The organism is Pseudomonas sp. UBA5568 (assembly GCF_002425525.1).
Taxonomy (GTDB): domain Bacteria; phylum Pseudomonadota; class Gammaproteobacteria; order Pseudomonadales; family Pseudomonadaceae; genus Aquipseudomonas; species Aquipseudomonas fulva.
Window position 1 is genome coordinate 48,157 of the sequence record NZ_DIMK01000024.1, and the last position, 19,039, is coordinate 67,195.

12 protein-coding genes are annotated in these 19,039 nt (G+C 62.9%); 7 read left to right on the forward strand and 5 right to left on the reverse strand.

Going from position 1 to position 19,039, the window contains the following annotated elements:
• Nucleotides 1–287: 287 nt before the first annotated feature.
• Nucleotides 288–1,124 carry a 23S rRNA (adenine(2030)-N(6))-methyltransferase RlmJ gene (locus B2S33_RS07840; protein WP_027913993.1) on the reverse strand — a complete coding sequence of 279 codons (837 nt, stop codon included), beginning with the start codon at nt 1,122–1,124 and terminating at the stop codon, nt 288–290.
• Between the two features lie 170 nt (nt 1,125–1,294).
• On the reverse strand, nt 1,295–2,773 hold the full coding sequence (gene putP / locus B2S33_RS07845) for a sodium/proline symporter PutP (RefSeq protein WP_027913994.1): 1,479 nt from the start codon (nt 2,771–2,773) through the stop codon (nt 1,295–1,297).
• 359 nt (nt 2,774–3,132) lie between these two features.
• Here putP and putA point away from each other — a divergent pair, with 359 nt between their 5' ends.
• Together putA and B2S33_RS07855 are read left to right on the forward strand one after the other, a co-directional pair.
• A complete protein-coding gene (putA, locus tag B2S33_RS07850; RefSeq protein WP_027913995.1) occupies nt 3,133–7,086 on the forward strand; it encodes a trifunctional transcriptional regulator/proline dehydrogenase/L-glutamate gamma-semialdehyde dehydrogenase in 3,954 nt (1,317 codons plus the stop codon).
• 246 nt (nt 7,087–7,332) lie between these two features.
• Nucleotides 7,333–9,135 carry an acyl-CoA dehydrogenase gene (locus B2S33_RS07855; RefSeq protein WP_288650124.1) on the forward strand — a complete coding sequence of 601 codons (1,803 nt, stop codon included), beginning with the start codon at nt 7,333–7,335 and terminating at the stop codon, nt 9,133–9,135.
• 18 nt (nt 9,136–9,153) lie between these two features.
• Here B2S33_RS07855 and B2S33_RS07860 read toward each other — a convergent pair whose 3' ends face one another.
• The 3 genes from B2S33_RS07860 to B2S33_RS07870 are packed head-to-tail and all read right to left on the reverse strand — an operon-like array spanning nt 9,154 to nt 12,170.
• On the reverse strand, nt 9,154–10,077 hold the full coding sequence (locus B2S33_RS07860) for a DMT family transporter (protein WP_110606953.1): 924 nt from the start codon (nt 10,075–10,077) through the stop codon (nt 9,154–9,156).
• Between the two features lie 2 nt (nt 10,078–10,079).
• On the reverse strand, nt 10,080–11,039 hold the full coding sequence (locus tag B2S33_RS07865; RefSeq protein WP_027913998.1) for a hypothetical protein: 960 nt from the start codon (nt 11,037–11,039) through the stop codon (nt 10,080–10,082).
• A 24-nt stretch (nt 11,040–11,063) separates the two neighbouring features.
• Nucleotides 11,064–12,170, reverse strand: a complete 1,107-nt coding sequence (locus tag B2S33_RS07870) for a hypothetical protein (RefSeq protein WP_230396000.1) — start codon at nt 12,168–12,170, stop codon at nt 11,064–11,066.
• Between B2S33_RS07870 and B2S33_RS07875 the strand changes: the two genes are divergently transcribed.
• The 5 genes from B2S33_RS07875 to dbpA all read left to right on the forward strand — a co-directional run bounded on the left by B2S33_RS07875 (nt 12,169) and on the right by dbpA (nt 18,917).
• Nucleotides 12,169–13,023 carry a LysR family transcriptional regulator gene (locus tag B2S33_RS07875; protein WP_128610984.1) on the forward strand — a complete coding sequence of 285 codons (855 nt, stop codon included), beginning with the start codon at nt 12,169–12,171 and terminating at the stop codon, nt 13,021–13,023. The genes B2S33_RS07870 and B2S33_RS07875 overlap by 2 nt on opposite strands.
• 154 nt (nt 13,024–13,177) lie before the next feature.
• Nucleotides 13,178–14,620 carry a TldD/PmbA family protein gene (locus B2S33_RS07880; protein ID WP_242810026.1) on the forward strand — a complete coding sequence of 481 codons (1,443 nt, stop codon included), beginning with the start codon at nt 13,178–13,180 and terminating at the stop codon, nt 14,618–14,620.
• Nucleotides 14,620–15,939, forward strand: coding sequence for a TldD/PmbA family protein (locus B2S33_RS07885; protein ID WP_288650125.1), 1,320 nt, complete (start codon nt 14,620–14,622; stop codon nt 15,937–15,939). The genes B2S33_RS07880 and B2S33_RS07885 overlap by 1 nt, the downstream gene beginning before the upstream one ends.
• Before the next feature lie 100 nt (nt 15,940–16,039).
• The gene (gene mdtD / locus B2S33_RS07890) at nt 16,040–17,467 is read left to right on the forward strand and encodes a multidrug transporter subunit MdtD (RefSeq protein WP_288650126.1); all 1,428 of its coding nucleotides are present in this window, start codon (nt 16,040–16,042) and stop codon (nt 17,465–17,467) included.
• A 112-nt stretch (nt 17,468–17,579) separates the two neighbouring features.
• Nucleotides 17,580–18,917: an ATP-dependent RNA helicase DbpA gene (gene dbpA, locus B2S33_RS07895; protein ID WP_230396040.1), complete on the forward strand. Its 1,338-nt coding sequence runs from the start codon at nt 17,580–17,582 to the stop codon at nt 18,915–18,917.
• Nucleotides 18,918–19,039 lie beyond the last annotated feature (122 nt).

The window sequence follows — 19,039 nt, forward strand, 5'->3', positions numbered from 1 at the left end:
GATTATAACGCAAAGCGCAGCGTACGCATGCCTCTGCAAAGGCTACGCCTTCGGCCACGGCACAAACTCCACAAGCACGGCAACCGCGCAACTTGTCCATCACGCGGTCACTGTGGGAGCGCCCTAGCGCCGCGATGGGCCGCAAAGCGGCCCCTGCACTACGCGCTGCGAAGCTGAAACCCTGCGGCCACTTTGCGGCCCATCGCTGACTAGGCCGCTCCACGCTCTGTGGGGCTACTCACTCAGGCGTCACGCGGCCTGTGTGGAGCAGCCTCGCCGGGGCGGCCTTATTCGGCGATCAGCCAGTCCATGCGATAGCTGCCTTCGGTCTGCGCCAACTCCCGGGCGAGCCAGGGCAGCAGCTCCTTGAGTTCATCTTCCAGCCCCCAAGGCGGGTTGGCGATGGCAAGCCCAGATCCATTGAGGCCTTGCGGGCTGTCCTGGTGATGCACATACAGCTCGACGCGCAGCAGCTTGGGCGCCCCAGTGCTGGTAAGGTCCTGGTAGAAACGGGTCAGCGAGCGCTGGTCCTTGATGGGGTACCAGATGGCCGCCACCGTCTGGCGCATCCGACCAATGGCTTCCTTCATCGCGGCTGTGCAACGCTTGAGTTCATCGGCCTGCTCGAACGGCGGATCGATGAGCATGACCGCGCGTTTTTCCTGCACGGGCAACAAGGCGCGCGGCACGTGCCAGCCCTCGCCCAGGTGCACGAACACGCGCGGATCCTTCTTCATGTTTTCCTTGAGCAGCGGCCCGTCCTCCGGGTGCTTCTCGTTGAGCAAGGCGCGATCCTGCTGACGCATCAGGCGACGCGCCAATTCAGGTGAACCTGGGTAGTAGCGCAGCTCGCCGTCTGCGTTCAGACGCTTGATGACGCGCAGGTAATCGGCGGTCATGGCCGGCAGGTCGTCACGGTTCCACAGCCGCGCGACCCCCTCGAGGTACTCACCGGTCCGGCTCGCCTGGTCACCCTTGAGGTCGTACAGCCCCAGCCCGGCATGGGTGTCGAGGTAGGCGAACGGTTGCTCCTTGCGCGACATCAGGGCGATGAGGCGGGTCAGCACGATATGTTTGAGAACGTCGGCATGGTTGCCGGCATGGAAGGCGTGACGATAGTTCATGGCAACTCCTGCGCAGAGCGCAAGTTTACCCTGCCTGGCAAACGACGTCAGGCCTGACGGTCGTCAGAAAACAACGAACCCGCTACCGCAGTGCAGCACGAACCCTTGAAGGCCGTGCGGACACTGCAGGAGCGGGCCCGTCTTTCAGCTAGCAGCGCGCCTTGGCGCTGTCACTTGTCAGCGTGATACGCCGCATCAGCCGTCTCGAAGCGGCTCACCATCGCCTGCGAAGGACGGCCCAGCTTGCTCACCAGGACGATGGCGATGCTGGCGAACAGGAAGCCAGGGATGATCTCGTACAGCCCCATGGTGTCGAAGCTTTTCCACAGGATCACGGTCAGGGCACCCACCACGATACCGGCCAGCGCGCCATTGCGCGTCATGCCCTTCCACAGCACCGAGATCAGCACGACAGGGCCGAACGCAGCACCGAAGCCCGCCCAGGCGTAGGCCACCAGGCCCAGCACGCGGTTTTCAGGGTTGGCAGCCATGGCGATGGCGATCAGGGCCACGGCCAGTACCATCAGACGACCGACCCACACCAACTCTCGCTGGGAGGCATTCTTGCGCAGGAAGGCCTTGTAGAAGTCTTCGGTCAGCGCACTCGAGCACACCAGCAGCTGGCAGCTCAGGGTACTCATCACCGCCGCCAGGATGGCCGACAGCAGGACACCGGCGACCCACGGGTTGAACAGGATCTTCGCCAGCTCGATGAACACGCGCTCGTGGTTTTCGTTCACCGGCCCGGCCACCTCAGGGTGGGCCGAGAAATAGGCGATGCCGAAGAACCCAACGGCGCAGGTACCGGCCAGGCACAGGATCATCCAGGTCATGGAAATACGGCGCGCCTTGGCGATGGACTTCACCGAATCGGCCGCCATGAAGCGCGCCAGGATATGTGGCTGACCGAAGTAGCCCAGCCCCCAGCCCATCAGCGAAATGATCCCGATGAAGCTGGCGCCCTTGAGCATGTCGAAGTGGGCCGGGTTGACGGCCTCGATCGCGGCGAAGGTCTGGTCTAAGCCGCCGGTGGAGATCAGCACGATCACCGGGGTCAGGATCAGCGCGAAGATCATCAGCGACGCCTGGACCGTGTCGGTCCAGCTCACGGCCAGGAAGCCTCCGACGAAGGTGTAGATGATGGTGGCGGCTGCCCCTGCCCACAGCGCTGTCTCATAAGACATGCCGAAGGTGCTCTCGAACAGGCGAGCACCGGCCACGATGCCAGAGGCGCAATAAATGGTGAAGAACACCAGGATGACGATGGCCGAGATGATCCGCAGCAGGCCGCTCTTGTCCTCGAAACGGCTGGAGAAGTAGTCCGGCAGGGTGAGCGCATCGCCGTTGTGCTCGGTCTGCACGCGCAGGCGCCCGGCGACGAACAGCCAGTTCAGGTAGGCGCCGACGGTAAGGCCGATGGCAATCCAGACTTCTGACAGACCCGCGAAGTAGATGGCGCCGGGCAGGCCCATCAGCAGCCAGCCACTCATGTCGGATGCACCGGCCGACAACGCGGTGACCACGCTGCCGAGGCTACGGCCGCCGAGAATATAGTCGGAAAGGTTCTTGGTGGCGCGGTAGGCAGCGAAGCCGATCAGCACCATTGCTGCGATGTAGACCACGAATGTGATCGTTAAGGGATTACCCATGTGTTGGCCCTGGCGTTTGTTGTTATCTCATGCGCACCCACATCGTTGGTGGTTGCACCCAGGCGGCAGATGCTATTCAACAACGTAAATCCGGTGCAACCATTTTTCACTGTGAAGTTGCACCCAAGTATGCATTTTCAGACAAAGCCTCGTTTTTGCTCCCTAATGGGGCAGATGATGCTCTTTTTTAGAACAAATCCTTCCTCGCCTGACGCTTTGACCCTCACTGAAAACGACAGCCTGACGAGTTGCACCTTATTCGCGACATTTTAGGGTTGCACCTGGTTGCACCCGCGTTTTCCTGAAGATAATCTTGTCGCCAGCTTAAGCCACACTCGTGGCAATAATGAGGATAAGAAATGGCGACGACCACCCTTGGGGTCAAACTCGACGACCCTACCCGTGAACGACTCAAGGCCGCTGCGCTGTCCGTGGACCGCACGCCGCACTGGTTGATCAAGCAAGCGATCTTCAGCTACCTGGAGAAGCTCGAGGGTGGCGCGACCCTGACCGAAATCAATGGCCAGACCCTCGGCCTGAACGATGAAGCCGGCGACGTGCAGCCCGAGCAGGGTCACCAGAGCTTCATGGAGTTCGCCGAAAGCATCCTGCCGCAGTCGGTGCTGCGCTCGGCCATTACCGCCGCCTACCGTCGGCCCGAGCAGGAGATGGTGCCGATGCTGCTGGAGCAGGCGCGCCTGAGCGCTCCGCTTGCCGACGCGGCCAACAAGATGGCTGCCGGCATCGCCGAGAAGCTGCGCAACCAGAAGAGCACCGGGGGCCGGGCCGGCATCGTTCAAGGCCTGCTGCAGGAATTCTCGTTGTCGTCGCAGGAAGGCGTGGCGCTGATGTGCCTGGCCGAAGCGCTGCTGCGCATTCCCGACAAAGGCACCCGCGACGCCCTGATCCGCGACAAGATCAGCACCGGCAACTGGCAGCCGCACCTGGGCAACAGCCCGTCGCTGTTCGTCAATGCCGCCACCTGGGGCCTGTTGCTAACGGGCAGGCTGGTAAGCACCCACAACGAATCGGGCCTGACCTCCTCGCTGACCCGCATCATCGGCAAGAGCGGCGAGCCGATGATCCGCAAGGGCGTGGACATGGCCATGCGCCTGATGGGCGAGCAGTTCGTCACGGGCGAAACCATTGCCGAAGCACTGGCCAACGCCACGCGTTTCGAGTCCAAGGGCTTCCGTTATTCCTATGACATGCTCGGTGAAGCGGCACTCACCGAGCACGATGCCCAGAAGTACCTGGCATCCTATGAGCAAGCCATCCACTCGATCGGCAAGGCATCCAACGGCCGCGGCATCTATGAAGGCCCGGGCATCTCGATCAAGCTCTCGGCCCTGCACCCACGCTACAGCCGTGCCCAGTACGAGCGGGTGATGGAAGAGCTGTACCCGCGCCTGCTGTCGCTGACCCTGCTGGCCAAGCAATACGACATCGGCCTGAACATCGATGCCGAGGAAGCCGACCGCCTTGAGCTGTCCCTCGACCTGCTCGAGCGCCTGTGCTTCGAGCCCGCACTGGCCGGCTGGAACGGTATCGGTTTCGTCATCCAGGCGTACCAGAAGCGCTGCCCGTATGTGATCGACTACGTGATCGACCTGGCCAAGCGCAGCCGCCACCGCCTGATGATCCGCCTGGTAAAAGGCGCCTACTGGGACAGCGAGATCAAGCGTGCCCAAGTCGAAGGCCTGGAGGGCTACCCGGTCTACACGCGCAAGGTCTACACCGACGTGTCCTACGTCGCCTGCGCCCGCAAGCTGCTGGCCGTACCCGAGGCCATCTACCCGCAGTTCGCCACGCACAACGCCCATACCCTGTCGGCCATCTACCAGATCGCCGGGCAGAACTACTACCCCGGCCAGTACGAGTTCCAGTGCCTGCACGGCATGGGTGAGCCGCTGTACGAACAGGTGGTCGGCAAGATCGCCGATGGCAAGCTGAACCGCCCTTGCCGCGTATATGCACCGGTCGGCACCCATGAAACCCTGCTGGCCTACCTGGTTCGTCGCCTGCTGGAAAACGGCGCGAACACCTCGTTCGTCAACCGCATCGCCGACCAATCCATTTCCATCCAGGAACTGGTCGCCGACCCGGTCACCAGCATCGAGCGCATGGGTACCCAGGAAGGCCGCATCGGCTTGCCACACCCCCGCATTCCACTGCCGCGTGACCTGTACGGCACCGAGCGGGCCAACTCCGCCGGCATCGACATGGCCAACGAGCACCGTCTGGCTTCGCTGTCCTGCGCCATGCTGGCCACCGCCAACAACGACTGGAAAGCCGGCCCGCTGCTGGCCTGCACCGCCAGTGACAGTGCGGCAACGCCGGTTCTGAACCCTGCCGATCACCGCGATGTGGTCGGCCACGTTCAGGAAGCGACCGTTGCAGACGTCGACAATGCCATCCAGTGCGCACTCAACGCAGCGCCCATCTGGCAGGCCACCCCGCCAGCCGAGCGCGCCGCCATCCTGGAACGCACGGCCGACCTGATGGAAGCCGAAATCCAGCCCCTGATGGGTCTGTTGATCCGCGAAGCCGGCAAGACCTTCGCCAACGCCATCGCCGAAGTGCGCGAAGCCGTCGACTTCCTGCGCTACTACGCCGTCCAGGCGCGCAACGACCTGAGCAACGATGCCCACCGCCCATTGGGCCCTGTGGTGTGCATCAGCCCTTGGAACTTCCCGCTGGCGATCTTCACCGGCCAGGTAGCCGCAGCCTTGGCCGCCGGCAACCCGGTACTGGCCAAGCCTGCCGAGCAAACCCCGCTGATCGCCGCCCAGGCGGTGCGCCTGCTGCTCGAAGCCGGCATTCCGGAAGGTGTCCTGCAACTGCTGCCGGGCCGCGGCGAAACCGTCGGTGCTGGGCTGGTGGGTGACGAGCGCGTCAAAGGCGTGATGTTCACAGGTTCCACCGAAGTGGCGCGCCTGTTGCAACGCAACGTGGCGGGTCGCCTGGATAACCAGGGTCGCCCAGTGCCACTGATCGCCGAAACCGGCGGCCAGAACGCGATGATCGTCGACTCCTCGGCCCTGACCGAGCAGGTGGTGATCGATGTCGTGTCCTCGGCCTTCGACAGTGCCGGCCAGCGTTGCTCCGCCCTGCGCGTACTGTGCCTGCAGGAAGACTCCGCCGACCGCGTGATCGAGATGCTCAAGGGCGCCATGGCCGAAAGCCGGCTCGGTTGCCCGGACCGGCTGGCCGTGGACATCGGCCCGGTGATCGACGCTGAAGCCAAGGCTGGCATCGAGAAGCACATCCAGGGCATGCGCGAGAAAGGCCGCTCGGTCTATCAGGTGGCGATTGCCGACAGTGCCGAGATCAAGCGTGGCACCTTCGTGATGCCAACCCTGATCGAACTGGACAGCCTCGACGAGCTCAAGCGCGAGATCTTCGGTCCCGTCCTGCACGTGGTGCGCTACAACCGCCGCAACCTGGACCAGTTGATCGAGCAGATCAACAATTCGGGGTACGGTCTGACCCTGGGCGTGCACACGCGTATCGACGAAACCATCGCCAAGGTGGTCGAGTCGGCCCATGCCGGCAACATGTACGTCAACCGCAACATCGTCGGCGCCGTCGTAGGTGTACAGCCGTTCGGTGGCGAAGGCCTGTCGGGCACTGGCCCGAAAGCCGGCGGTCCGCTGTACCTGTACCGCCTGCTGTCGACCCGCCCGGCGGACGCCATCGGCAGCCACTTCCAGCACCAGGACGGCGAAGCCAAGCCAGATCGCGCACTGCACGAGCAGTTGGTCAAGCCGCTCCACGCGCTGAAGGCGTGGGCCGAGAGCAATCAGCTGTCCGACCTTGCCGTGCTGTGCAGCCAGTTCGCCAGCCAGTCGCAGAGCGGTATCGCCCGTCTGCTGCCAGGCCCGACCGGCGAGCGCAACACCTACACCATCCTGCCGCGCGAACACGTGCTGTGCCTGGCTGACAACGAAGCCGACCTGCTGGCGCAGTTCGCTGCGGTGCTCGCGGTAGGCAGCTCGGCGGTGTGGGCCGACGGCGAACCGGGCAAGGCCCTGCGCGCCCGACTGCCCCGTGACTTGCAGGCCAAGGTGAAGCTGGTACCCGACTGGAACAAGGACGAAGTGGCGTTCGATGCCGTGATCCATCACGGCGATTCGGACCAGCTGCGCAGCGTCTGCCAGCAGGTGGCCAAGCGTGCCGGTGCCATCGTCGGGGTACACGGCTTGTCCAGCGGCGATCATCAGATTGCACTGGAGCGCTTGGTCATCGAGCGTGCGGTGAGTGTGAACACTGCGGCGGCTGGGGGTAACGCCAGCTTGATGACCATCGGCTAACGCTGAAGGTCGAAGAAAAGGGAGAGCTCGGGCTCTCCCTTTTTTATGGTCGCCATCTTGCCGCAGTGACAACCTGGCTAAGCAGCGGCGCCCGTCCAATAGCGGTGGTGTGACCCGTGGTATCGCAAGTGGCTTGCGGCACCACGGGCTTTACTTTTCTCACGCCATATCACCCAGACCTATTAACCTGTCCTCGCCATCCAACCCGCTTCTACACTCGCAGCATTGTGCCCCAGGACCGCCGTCATGCCCGAGACCTTGCTTAGCACCCGAAACCTGGCATTCGAACTCTATGAAGTCCTCGACGCCGAAAGCCTCATACAGCGCCCTCGCTTTGCCGAGCACAGCCGTGAAACCTTCGACGCTGCGCTGACCACTGCGCGCACCATCGCCGAAAAATACTTCGCGCCCCACAACCGCAAAGCTGACGAAAACGAGCCGCGCTATGTAGACGGCCGCGCTGAGCTGATCCCAGAGGTCAAGCCTGCCGTCGATGCCTTTCTTGAAGCCGGGTTCCTCAACGCCAACCGCGACTTCGAGGTCGGAGGCATGCAGTTGCCCAGCCTGGTGTCACAAGCCTGCTTTGCGCATTTCCAGGCTGCGAACGCCGGCACCACCGCCTACCCGTTCCTGACCATGGGCGCGGCCAACCTGATCGAGAGCTTCGGAAGCGAAGAACAAAAGCGCCTGTACCTGCAGCCGATGATCGAGGGCCGCTACTTCGGCACCATGGCGCTGACCGAACCCCACGCAGGGTCTTCGCTGGCCGATATCCGCACCCGCGCAGAACCTGCCGGTGACGGCAGCTACCGGCTCAGGGGCAACAAGATTTTTATTTCCGGCGGTGACCATGAGCTGTCGGAAAACATCGTGCACATGGTCCTGGCCAAACTGCCGGACGCCCCACCGGGGGTCAAAGGCATCTCGCTGTTCATCGTGCCCAAGTACCTGGTCGGGCCCGACGGTAGCCGGGGCTCGCGCAACGACGTAGCGCTTGCGGGGCTGTTTCACAAGATGGGCTGGCGCGGCACCACGTCCACTGCGCTGAACTTCGGCGACAACGGCCAGTGCGTGGGCTATCTGATCGGCCAGCCACACCAGGGCCTGGCCTGCATGTTCCAGATGATGAACGAAGCACGCATCGGCGTCGGCATGGGCGCGGTGATGCTCGGTTACGCCGGTTACCTGTACTCGCTGGACTATGCGCGTCAGCGCCCACAGGGCCGATCAGCCGACAACAAGGACCCGCAAAGCCCGGCCATCCCGATCATTGAGCACACCGATGTCAAAAGGATGCTGCTTGCGCAAAAGGCCTATGTGGAAGGCGCTTTCGACCTGGGCTTGTATGCGGCGCGGCTGTTCGACGACACCCACACCGCACCCGATGAAAACACTCGCCAGCAGGCCCAAGCGTTGCTCGACCTGTTGACGCCCATCGTCAAATCCTGGCCCTCGGCGTATTGCCTGAAAGCGAACGAACTGGCCATCCAGATTCTCGGTGGGCACGGCTATACCCGGGAGTACCCGGTCGAGCAGTATTACCGTGACAACCGCCTGAACCCCATCCACGAAGGGACCGAGGGCATCCAATCGCTCGATCTGCTGGGCCGCAAGTTGGCCCAGAACGGGGGGGCCGGGCTCAAACACTTGATGCGCCTGATCGCTGTCACTGGCGAGCGCGCCAGCCATCATCCCGTCCTCGACCCGCTGCGCCATCCCCTGGAGCAGCTGGTCAACCGCTTGCAAGGTGTCACCCTGGCCCTGCTCGGCGACCTGGCCCAAGGCAAGGTTGCCGGCGCCCTGGCCAACTCGACCCTGTACCTCAAGGTCTTCGGCCATTGCGTGATTGGCTGGCGCTGGCTGCAACAGGCGATTCATGCCGAACTCGGTCTGCTTCAGTGCGGCTCCATTGACCGCGACTTCTACCTCGGCAAGCTGCAGGCAGCCCGGTATTTCCTTACCTGCGAAATACCGGGCTGCCATGCAGACCTGGCTTTGCTCGAGGCGCGCGATGACACCAGCTTGAACATGCAACCAGGGTGGTTCTAGAAGGTGGCCCAAACCCGCTCATCGTTGCGGACACTCCCCTGACGACCGCACACGTCGAGCGGTGCGGGTGATGGCAATGCCTGTGGCGACTATCGCGATACCCAGATAGGTCGTCCAGTGAATGGCATCGCCGAACATCAACGCCGCCCAAATGAGCGTTACAGGGGGTTCCAGGTAAACCAACGCGGATACCCGTGTGGCAGACAGTTTGGTCAAAAGTATCCACAGGCTCAGGTAGGCGATGAAGGTCGAAAACAACGTCAACCACGCCACCGCCACCCAGACCTGAGCGCTGCCGGGCAGCTCAATCAGGCGCAACGGCACTCCCGTGACGCTGAGCAGTACCAGCGTCGCGCTCGATTGCAGGAAGAGCGGCATCAACAAGCCTTCTTTACTGTGATCCGTGCCCATGACCGACTGTCGCCGTTGGTAGACGGTGGCAATCGATAACGTGATCGCGGCAATCAGCGGTAGCGCATACAGCCAGGGTTCGAGCCGGGTGGAAGACAGGCGGTATTCACCAAGAATCACCACACTGACACCGGCAAACCCAAGTACCAGCCCAAGCCACTCCTGCCTGCCGCTTCGCTCCTGCTGATCCGCGCTGCCCATCGCCGCCGTGATCAGGGGCTGCAGCGCGCAAATGATTGCGGCTATCCCCGCCGGCAAGCCACCGCGTATGGCAATGTAGACACTTATCAAGTACGCGAACTGGGCCAGAAATCCGATGACCGCGTTGTAGCGAACTTGCGCCCAGGACAGGTTGCGTAATCGATGCCATACAAACGGCAACAGACAGCAACTGACCAACAGGAAGCGCCAGAACAGCAAGTTCACCGCGCCTGCGTCCTGCGTGCCGAGCCGTGCGCCAATGAAACCGGAACTCCAGGACAGGACAAAGACAACTTGCAAGATCAGCATGTAGAGCGCACTCGAAGGCATGGTCACGCCCCTGTCTGACGTAATTCTTCGAAGGTGATGGGTTCGATACCCAGCCTGGCGTAGTGACGGGCTGCCGATCGATGGAGCGCCCATCGCAAGGCTAACCAATTGGGGAGTGTTCGAGGGATGCCGTCATCCGACGCCAAGTGCCAGAAGCGGTTGGAATCGTCGTTGAAGTAAGGGCAATGAAAGGACAACACGAGCGACATTCGTCGCCCACTGAGTACCGGTCGCACACCGTGGAACAACCGACTGCCGAAGATGAACAGCGCATCGCCCGATGCGTTCAGATGCGCCGTTTCGAAGGTCCGGTAGTCCAAGGCGTCGAACGTATCGACTGTGCCATTGTGATACAGGAATTCGCCGCCGGTATAACTGGCCGGTCCCGTTAACACGATGTTCAACACATAGTTCGTGCCGTCGGTGTGCCACATGCCCCTTTGCTGCTGTTGCTCGGGCGGTTTCGGGTAGTAATAGTTGACCTGCGAGCGGGCATTGAGCATCGGATAAGGCACCAGTGGCACGCCCGCGATGCGCGAGACAGCCAACAGAAATGCACGGCTGCTCATCATGTCGTTGATAAACGGCGAGCGTGCCGTCACCCCCCGCGTGCGCCGGGAAATGATCCAGTCACTGTCACCTGCCACGTGCTCAAGGCGTGCGCAGATGTCTTGCAAAATGGTGACGCACTCAGGTGTGAACAGCCGATGAACCGCCGCAACCCCTGTGATCGTATCAACGGCCAAGCTCGCATGTGGGCTCTGGCTGTATCCCAGTTCGCCCAGCGTACGGATGTCTGCAATAGCAGGCCCCACTGGCTGCAGCAGATCGTCCCGCCAGCAAGCGTGACCGTCAGAACAGGCCGTTGATGGCCGAGGCGCGCCCTTGAAGGTCGACTTGAGCGCCAGCTTGATTCGGCCCAGGCCGCGTTCGAACAAGGGCAAGGTATTCGAATGGCTCATGACGTCTATCTCCGTTTGATCACGCTATTGGAGGTATTCAGCGATCTGATAGCGCACCGAACCATCACCGCTGGCAAATTCATCGACCACCCTGCAGTTGCAATGCCGAGCCCGGGTGCGGCGAAACTGCTCCGGGGTGAATTTCAGACAGATGTTGGTCAACAGAAACCCCTCTGTTTGCCCGTGTAGGACAGGCTGCAAGGTGACTGCCACATAAACGGTTTCGTCGAGTATGCGCAGGGGCACCAGCAAGGCTTCATGCTCAGCCATGGGGCAGAAACCTTGTTGCAGGGCAACCAAACGGGAGAACTGAACCATATTGGCATTGGCGTAGAAACCGAGAATGGTTTGCTCCAGGCCAGGCTCGTATACCTGCATTTCAGAAAGAACGTAGGTCCCTTTGCCGGCCAATGTACGAATCAGTCTGCCCGTACTGACCGGCCATTCATTGCCTTCCTGGAAGCCCAGCAAGGTAATCAGTGTGATGTCCTCATCAGGATGCAACGCTTCGCGGGTCACGGTGCGATAGTCGGCAGCGATATAGTTGAAGCTGCCCTGGGCGCTCAGGATCGGACACAGGGCATCCCTCATGGCCGGTTCGGAAGTCTGATTGATGTCGATGGCGGTGTAGCGAACGGCCGTACAGGTGTCAGCCATATGCTTGAGCAAACAAGCACTCTTGACCGGTTCCGGCCCTAGTTCAACGTAGTGAGCACTGCGGTCGCGGCCTAGAGCAGCCAGTCGTTGTGCTACATCACCAATAACGCTGCGCAGTGGTCCCCTGCCTTGCGCATCGGCGCACAAGCCAGGTTCATTCAAGCCCTGCTCGTTGAGGGCGCGCATGAGCAAAAATATCTCGTGGTTGAAGCGGTAGGTGTCTTGAGTGCCCTGTTCAGGCGGCGCGAGGGTTGAGTATTTCTCGTGGTTTTCGACGGACCATAACCGTGCCCGTTGATAGGAAGGGGTATGCACAAGAGCGTCTACAACAAAGTCGTTCAGGCTCATCCGTATCATTCCTTTGCATTTCGGCAGTGGCGCACGCTTTGACCTCACGTTAAGAGGGGCTATAAAGCCTGTACAGTTGATTAAATCGAAGTGCTGATTCGATCCAGCCAAATCAGGTGGTTTCATGGGCAAAGGTCTAGATATCAATGTGTTGAGAACTTTCCAGGCCGTGGCTCGACTCGGTCGTTTCAACGCAGCGGCAGACTATGTCCATCGCAGCCCTTCAGCGGTGACCACGCAGATACAAAAGCTCGAAGAGCAGGTTGGCCAACAGCTGTTTGCGCGTAGCAACCAGGCGGTGGCGCTCACGCCCGCAGGCCGGCATCTGCTGGGCGAGGCGACACGCTTTCTGATCGCCCACGACAAGCTGCTGGCGACGCTGTCTCCCCGGCAGCTGACCGGCAAAGTCCGTCTAGGAGTACCGGACGGCTATGCCGCCACGCTCATGAGTGAGTGTCTGCCGGTGTTCGTTGCCAGTAATCCGAAGATGGAGCTGGAAGCTGTGGCGTGCTCCAGCGCGCAGTTGCTGGACTTGTTTGCCAGGCAGCAGCTGGACCTGGCCGTGGCGGTCAGCAGCGAGCAGATCCAGCAGGGTGACTGGCTGCGCTCCACAGAACCCCGTTGGGCTGCCGCGAAGGGCTTCATCCGCGATGACAGCCGCCCGCTACCCCTGGCATTGCAATTAAAGGGCTGTCCATACCGGGAGGCAGCGCTCCAGGCATTGAAGGCCAAAGGCATCGCGTACCGTATCCTGCTGGAAAGTGCCAACTGGCATGCGGTACTGGCCTGCGTCAAAAGTGGCCTGGCAGTTGGCATCGTCGAGGCGCTCGAAGCCGACGACGCGCTCGTCTTTTTGCAAGACCAGGATCTGCCGGCGCTTCCCCCGCACGGCATCTACCTGTTGACGGACACCGCGCACCCTGTGGCAGTGCACTTGCACGCACTGCTCAAGGCTGCCATACAAAAAGAAGCCGACTAAGGGTTCGCAGCAACGCAAACGACCGTTAATGCCTGACCAGCACATCAGCAGGCTGCCATAATGACCCGGCATTGCCCGAGCCCGTAGCGCGGCCCGCCTTGGCATTGCCCAGCGCGTGGTTCCAGGGGGCCACCGTGTATCCGGAGGCTTGTCCATGTTCGATTCCAGCACCCTGCTGCGCCAGCGCTTCGCCGCCCTGCGCAGCACGGCCGATCTGTTTTCCTTGCGTCATGTCAGACAGTCGCACCAGGCCTTGTCCGTGCGCCGTAACGTTGCCGAACCGCCTGCCTTGAGCCAGGACGAGGGCGCCATGCTGACCGTGCGCATCAACGGGGTGGAGGCCTACGCTGCCACGGCCGATCTGTCCCAAAGCGGCCTTCAGCGCGCATTGGAGCAGGCTGAAAACCTCGCTCGACAGATTGCCCGCTACAGCCTGCTGGACCTGCGCGATCAGCCTGTGCCCACCGGGCGTCACGATTACCTCTCGCCTCATTTCGACCAGCCCATGCCGGGCCTTGCCGACTGCCTTGGCCTGCTCGCAGAAGAATCGGCCAGCGTGCCGTCGGACTCACGCCTGGTGGACTGGCAGGCGAGCCTTGGCATGAGCCTGGTGGAGCAGACGTACCTGAACTCGGCCGGTGCCGAACTGCGCCAGGCCCAGCGCTTTCTGTTCCCTGGTCTGGCGGTGACGGCCAGCGATGGCCAGGACAGCCAGAGCCGCAGCCTGGGCAGGGAGAACTTCGGTCAGCAGGGTGGCTTCGAAATCATCGAGCGCTGCGGCCTGAGGGGCGCTGCCCGGCAGGTTGCCGACCAGGCCCTGCAATTGCTGCAGGCGCCGAACACCCCCAGCGGCGTGCGCGACCTGTTGTTGATGCCTGACCAGATGATGCTGCAGATCCACGAGTCCATCGGCCACCCCTTGGAGATGGATCGCATCCTGGGCGACGAGCGCAACTACGCCGGGACCAGCTTCGTCAAAGCCGCCGACTTTGGCCGGTTGCAATATGGTTCCTCCCTGCTGAACGTAACCTTCGACCCGACCTTGAGCGAAGAGCTGGCCAGCTACAGCCACGACGACGATGGCACGCCGGCCAGCAAGCAATTTCTCATTCAGGACGGCGTGCTGCTGCGCCCGCTGGGCGGTGCCCTTTCCCAGTTCCGCTCTGGTCTGGGCGGCGTGGCCAACAGCCGCGCCTGCGGCTGGAACCGGGCGCCGATCGACCGCATGGCCAACCTGAACATCGAGCCGGGTGATCAGTCCCTGGATCAACTGATCGCAGGAATCGAGCATGGCATCCTGATGCGCACCAACCGGTCCTGGTCCATCGACGATGCGCGCAACAAGTTCCAGTTCGGCTGCGAATGGGGCCAACTGATCGAACATGGCGAACTCAAGGGCATCGTGAAGAACCCCAACTACCGCGGCATCTCCGCACGGTTCTGGCGCAACCTGGCCGCCGTCGGCGACCGCAGCACCTTCCAGGTCCTGGGTACCCCAAATTGCGGCAAGGGCGAGCCCAACCAGGTGATCCGGGTCGGCCACGCCTCGCCGGCTTGCGTGTTCAGCGCCATCGACGTGTTTGGAGGAGATGCATGATGAAACAGGCCTTCCAATCCCTCATCGACACCCTGGGCTCTGCCCTTCAGGCAGGCGAACACTACACCCTGGGGTTGAGCGCCGAGCAGTCGCAGTTCGTGCGCCTGAACCACGCCAAGGTCCGTCAGGCGGGCGAGGTAAGCCAGGCCAGTGCTCACCTGCGTCTGATCCACGCCGGTCGTCAGGCCGAGCAACAGCTGACCCTTAGCGGTGATAGGCACCTGGACCGTCAGCGCTTGCTCGACGCCCTGTCGCAACTGCGCCAGATGCTGCCACTGCTGGCAGCAGACCCGTACCTGAGCCTGAATGACAGTGCCTGGCGCAGTGACAGCCAACAGACGCAGGCCCTGCCCGACCTGAATGAGGTGCTGGCCCTGCTGGAACAGGAAGCCGGTGACCTGGACCTGGTCGGCATTTATGCCGCAGGCCCGATCTGGCGCGGTTTCGCCAGCTCATTCGGCGCCTTTGGCTGGCACCAGGCCAATAGCTTCAACATCGACTGGAGCCTGTTCCACGAGAGCGGCCAGGCGGTCAAGGCCAACTATGCCGGGCAGGTATGGCGCGCCGACGACTTTACCGCTCGCCTGCGCCAGGCTCGGGCGCAGTTGGGCCACTTGGGGCGTGCGCCGGTGGTACTCCAACCCGGCAGCTACCGCGCCTACCTGGCGCCTGCGGCCATGGACGAAATCGCCGGCATGCTGTGCTGGGGCGGTTTCTCGGCGCAGGCCCTGGCGACCGGCAGCAGTGCCTTGCAGCGTTTGTACAGCGGTGATGCCACACTCAGCCCACTGATCAGCTTCACCGAGCAGGTCAGCGGCTCATTGAGCCCGGCGTTCTCCGACGAAGGTTCACCGCGCCTGGACGTGGCGCTGATCGAGCAGGGCAAACCAGCACAACGCCTGGCCTGCGCGCGCAGCGCAGCCGAATTCGGGGTGTTGGCCAATGGTGCCGACAGCTACGAGTCGCCCTGCGCACTCAGCCTCGCACCCGGCCAATTACCCCGGGAACAGGTCCTGGCGCGGCTAGGCACCGGCCTTTACATCAGTAACCTCTGGTACTTGAACTACTCCGACCTGCCCGCAGCGCGCATGACCGGCCTGACCCGCTTCGCCACGTTCTGGGTGCAGGACGGGCAGATCCAGGGGCCGGTCAACACGATGCGCTTCGATGACAGCCTGTACAACCTGCTGGGCGACCAACTGGAGGCGCTGACGTGCGAGCGGGAGCTGATCCTCTCCACCAGTACCTATGGGCAACGCAGTACCGGATCGAGTCATTTGCCGGGCGCGCTGGTCAAAGCGCTGACGCTGACATTGTGATTGGAATTTGCCGGCCCCTTCATGGCGGTCGTCACGCCTGCCTTGCCCCGTAGGCGCGGCGTTCGCCGTGAAGAGGCCAGTACAGACAGACGAGGACGTCATGCCCGAACGCACCCCGCTCGACCCCATCACCGCCCGCTGGCTGCCATGGGTGGTGGCGATCGCCTTCTTCATGCAGTCGCTGGACGGCACCATTCTCAACACCGCCCTGCCCGCCATGGCCCGCTCCCTGGCCGAAGACCCCCTGCGCATGCAGGGTGTGATCATTTCGTACATGCTCACCGTGGCCTTGCTGATCCCCGCCTCGGGCTGGATCGCCGACCGTTTCGGCACCAAGCGCATCTTTTTCAGTGCCATCTTGCTGTTCAGTTTCGGTTCGTTGCTGTGCGCGGTGGCCAACAGCCTGGGCTTTTTGATCTTCGCGCGGATTGTGCAGGGGCTCGGCGGGGCGCTGATGCTGCCGGTCGGCCGGCTGGTGGTGCTGCGTGCCTACCCTCGCACCGAACTGGTGCGCATCATGAGTTTCATCACCATCCCCGGTCTGCTCGGGCCATTGCTGGGCCCGACGGTAGGTGGCTGGCTGGTGGAGATCCTGAGCTGGCACTGGATCTTCCTGCTCAACTTGCCGGTCGGCCTGCTGGGCTGCTACGCCGTCTGGAAGTTCATACCCGACCTGCGCGGCGCCGAGCGCACTACGTTCGACGGGCCGGGCTTTTTGCTGTTCGGCGCCGCGATGGTGCTGATCACTATCGCCATGGAAGGCCTGGGCGAGCTGCACCTGCCGCACTTGCGCGTCATGTTGCTGCTGTTCGCCGGCATGGCCTGCCTGGCGGCCTACTGGCTGCGGGCCGGGCGCGACCCGGAGCCGTTGTTCTCTCCCAGCCTGTTCCGGGTACGTACCTTCGCCATCGGTATCTTGGGCAACCTGTTCGCCCGCCTGGGCAGCGGGGCACTGCCGTTCCTGGTACCGCTGCTGCTGCAGGTAGCGCTTGGCTATTCACCGGCACAGGCGGGCATGAGCATGATCCCCTTGGCGGCGGCGGCCATGGTCGCCAAGTCCGTGGCCAGGCCGCTGATCGAACGCCTTGGTTATCGCATCATCCTGACCGGCAATACGGTGCTGCTGGGCGTACTGCTGGCCGGCCTGGGCCTGGTGGCCGAGCAGACCCCGTACTGGCTGCTGCTGGTGCAACTTGGCCTGCTGGGCGCCGTGAATTCCCTGCAGTTCACTGCCATGAACACGGTGACGCTGATCGACCTGGACGATGCCAGCGCCAGTAGCGGCAACAGCTTGTTGTCGGTGGTCGCCCAGCTGTCGCTGAGCCTGGGGGTGGCCTGTGCCGGTGCGCTGCTGGGCGGTTTCACGGCAGCAGGCAGCGCCGAAGGCGTGGAAACCACCCTGGGTGCGTTCCAGCTGACGTTCTTCACCATTGGCATCATGGCCATGCTGGCGGCGGCCATCTTCCTGCAACTGGCGCCGACGGACGGAAGGCGTGCCCGTCGTCCGGAAGAGCACGTGGAGTCTTAGGGCGAATGGCGTCGGGGCTGGTAGACTGTGCAGCATTTTTCGCTTCGCACCGTAGGCCCGCCTCGTGACCACCGATTCCACCGCCTTTGCCACCTTGCCGTTGTCCGCCGCCATGCTGGCCAACCTGGACGCCCTCGGCTACACCTCGATGACGCCGATCCAGGCCCAGAGCCTGCCGGTCATTCTCAAGGGCCAGGACCTGATCGCCCAGGCCAAGACCGGGAGCGGCAAGACCGCCGCCTTTGGTATCGGCTTGCTCAACCCGATCAACCCTCGGTACTTCGGCTGCCAGGCGCTGGTGCTGTGCCCCACGCGCGAGCTCGCCGACCAGGTGGCCAAGGAACTGCGTCGCCTGGCCCGTGCCGAAGACAACATCAAGATCCTGACGCTGTGTGGCGGCGTGTCGCTGGGCCCTCAGATCGCCTCCCTGGAGCACGGTGCGCACATCATCGTCGGCACCCCGGGCCGCATCCAGCAGCACCTGGACAAGGGCACGCTGGTTTTGGGCGGCCTGAACACGCTGATCCTCGACGAAGCCGACCGCATGCTCGACATGGGCTTCTTCGATGCCATCGCCAGCATCATCGCCAAGACCCCAGCGCGCCGCCAGACCTTGCTGTTCTCCGCCACCTACCCCTCCAGCATCAAGCAGCTGGCGGCCGATTTCATGCGCGACCCGCAGCAGGTCAGGGTCGAGAGCCTGCATACCGACAACCAGATCGAGCAGCGCTTCATCGAAATCGCCCCCGAGCAGCGCCTTGAGGCGGTGACCCGTGTGCTGGCCCATTATCGTCCCCAGTCCTGCGTGGCGTTCTGCTTCACCAAGCAGCAGTGCGAGGACGTGGTGGCCCACCTCACGGCCAAGGGCATCGTGGCCCAGGCGCTGCACGGTGACCTGGAGCAGCGTGACCGCGACCAGGTGCTGACCATGTTCGCCAACCGCAGCAGCTCGGTGCTCGTGGCCACCGATGTGGCCGCCCGCGGCCTGGACATCGACGGCCTGGACATGGTCATCAACGTGGAACTGGCGCGTGATGCCGAAATCCACGTGCACCGGGTGGGCCGCACGGGCCGCGCTGGCGAGAAGGGTATCGCGGTCAGCCTGGTCGCGCCTGCCGAAGGCCATCGCGCCCAGGCCATCGAAGCCTTGCAGAAGAGCCCGCTGCGCTGGGACCTGTTGGACAGCCTCAAGAACAAAGGCGGCGAGCCACTGCTGCCGGTCATGAGCACGCTGTGCATCGCAGCCGGGCGCAAGGACAAGCTGCGCCCGGGCGATATCCTCGGTGCGCTAACCGGTGATGCCGGCATCCCCGGCAAGCAGGTGGGCAAGATCGCGATCTTTGATTTCCAGGCATTTGTGGCAGTTGAGCGGGCACTGGCCAAGCAGGCCATGCAGCGCTTGAATAGCGGCAAGATCAAGGGCCGCTCCCTGAAAGTCCGCATCGTCTGACATTTATTTCGGGCCGCGTTGCAGCCTGTCGCAAACAAGCCAGCCCCCACAGGGTCATCACAGGCCTCAAGCCGGTGCCGTCCCTGTGGGGGCTGGCTTGCCTGCGATGGGCTGCAACGCGG

What these genes read in the sequence shown, in the direction of transcription:
- B2S33_RS07840 (WP_027913993.1), bottom strand. Translation starts at nt 1,124, where the DNA reads ATGAACTATCGTCACGCCTTCCATGCCGGCAACCATGCCGACGTTCTC.
- putP (WP_027913994.1), bottom strand. Translation starts at nt 2,773, where the DNA reads ATGGGTAATCCCTTAACGATCACATTCGTGGTCTACATCGCAGCAATG.
- putA (WP_027913995.1), top strand. Translation starts at nt 3,133, where the DNA reads ATGGCGACGACCACCCTTGGGGTCAAACTCGACGACCCTACCCGTGAA.
- B2S33_RS07855 (WP_288650124.1), top strand. Translation starts at nt 7,333, where the DNA reads ATGCCCGAGACCTTGCTTAGCACCCGAAACCTGGCATTCGAACTCTAT.
- B2S33_RS07860 (WP_110606953.1), bottom strand. Translation starts at nt 10,077, where the DNA reads ATGCCTTCGAGTGCGCTCTACATGCTGATCTTGCAAGTTGTCTTTGTC.
- B2S33_RS07865 (WP_027913998.1), bottom strand. Translation starts at nt 11,039, where the DNA reads ATGAGCCATTCGAATACCTTGCCCTTGTTCGAACGCGGCCTGGGCCGA.
- B2S33_RS07875 (WP_128610984.1), top strand. Translation starts at nt 12,169, where the DNA reads ATGGGCAAAGGTCTAGATATCAATGTGTTGAGAACTTTCCAGGCCGTG.
- B2S33_RS07870 (WP_230396000.1), bottom strand. Translation starts at nt 12,170, where the DNA reads ATGAAACCACCTGATTTGGCTGGATCGAATCAGCACTTCGATTTAATC.
- B2S33_RS07880 (WP_242810026.1), top strand. Translation starts at nt 13,178, where the DNA reads ATGTTCGATTCCAGCACCCTGCTGCGCCAGCGCTTCGCCGCCCTGCGC.
- B2S33_RS07885 (WP_288650125.1), top strand. Translation starts at nt 14,620, where the DNA reads ATGAAACAGGCCTTCCAATCCCTCATCGACACCCTGGGCTCTGCCCTT.
- mdtD (WP_288650126.1), top strand. Translation starts at nt 16,040, where the DNA reads ATGCCCGAACGCACCCCGCTCGACCCCATCACCGCCCGCTGGCTGCCA.
- dbpA (WP_230396040.1), top strand. Translation starts at nt 17,580, where the DNA reads ATGCTGGCCAACCTGGACGCCCTCGGCTACACCTCGATGACGCCGATC.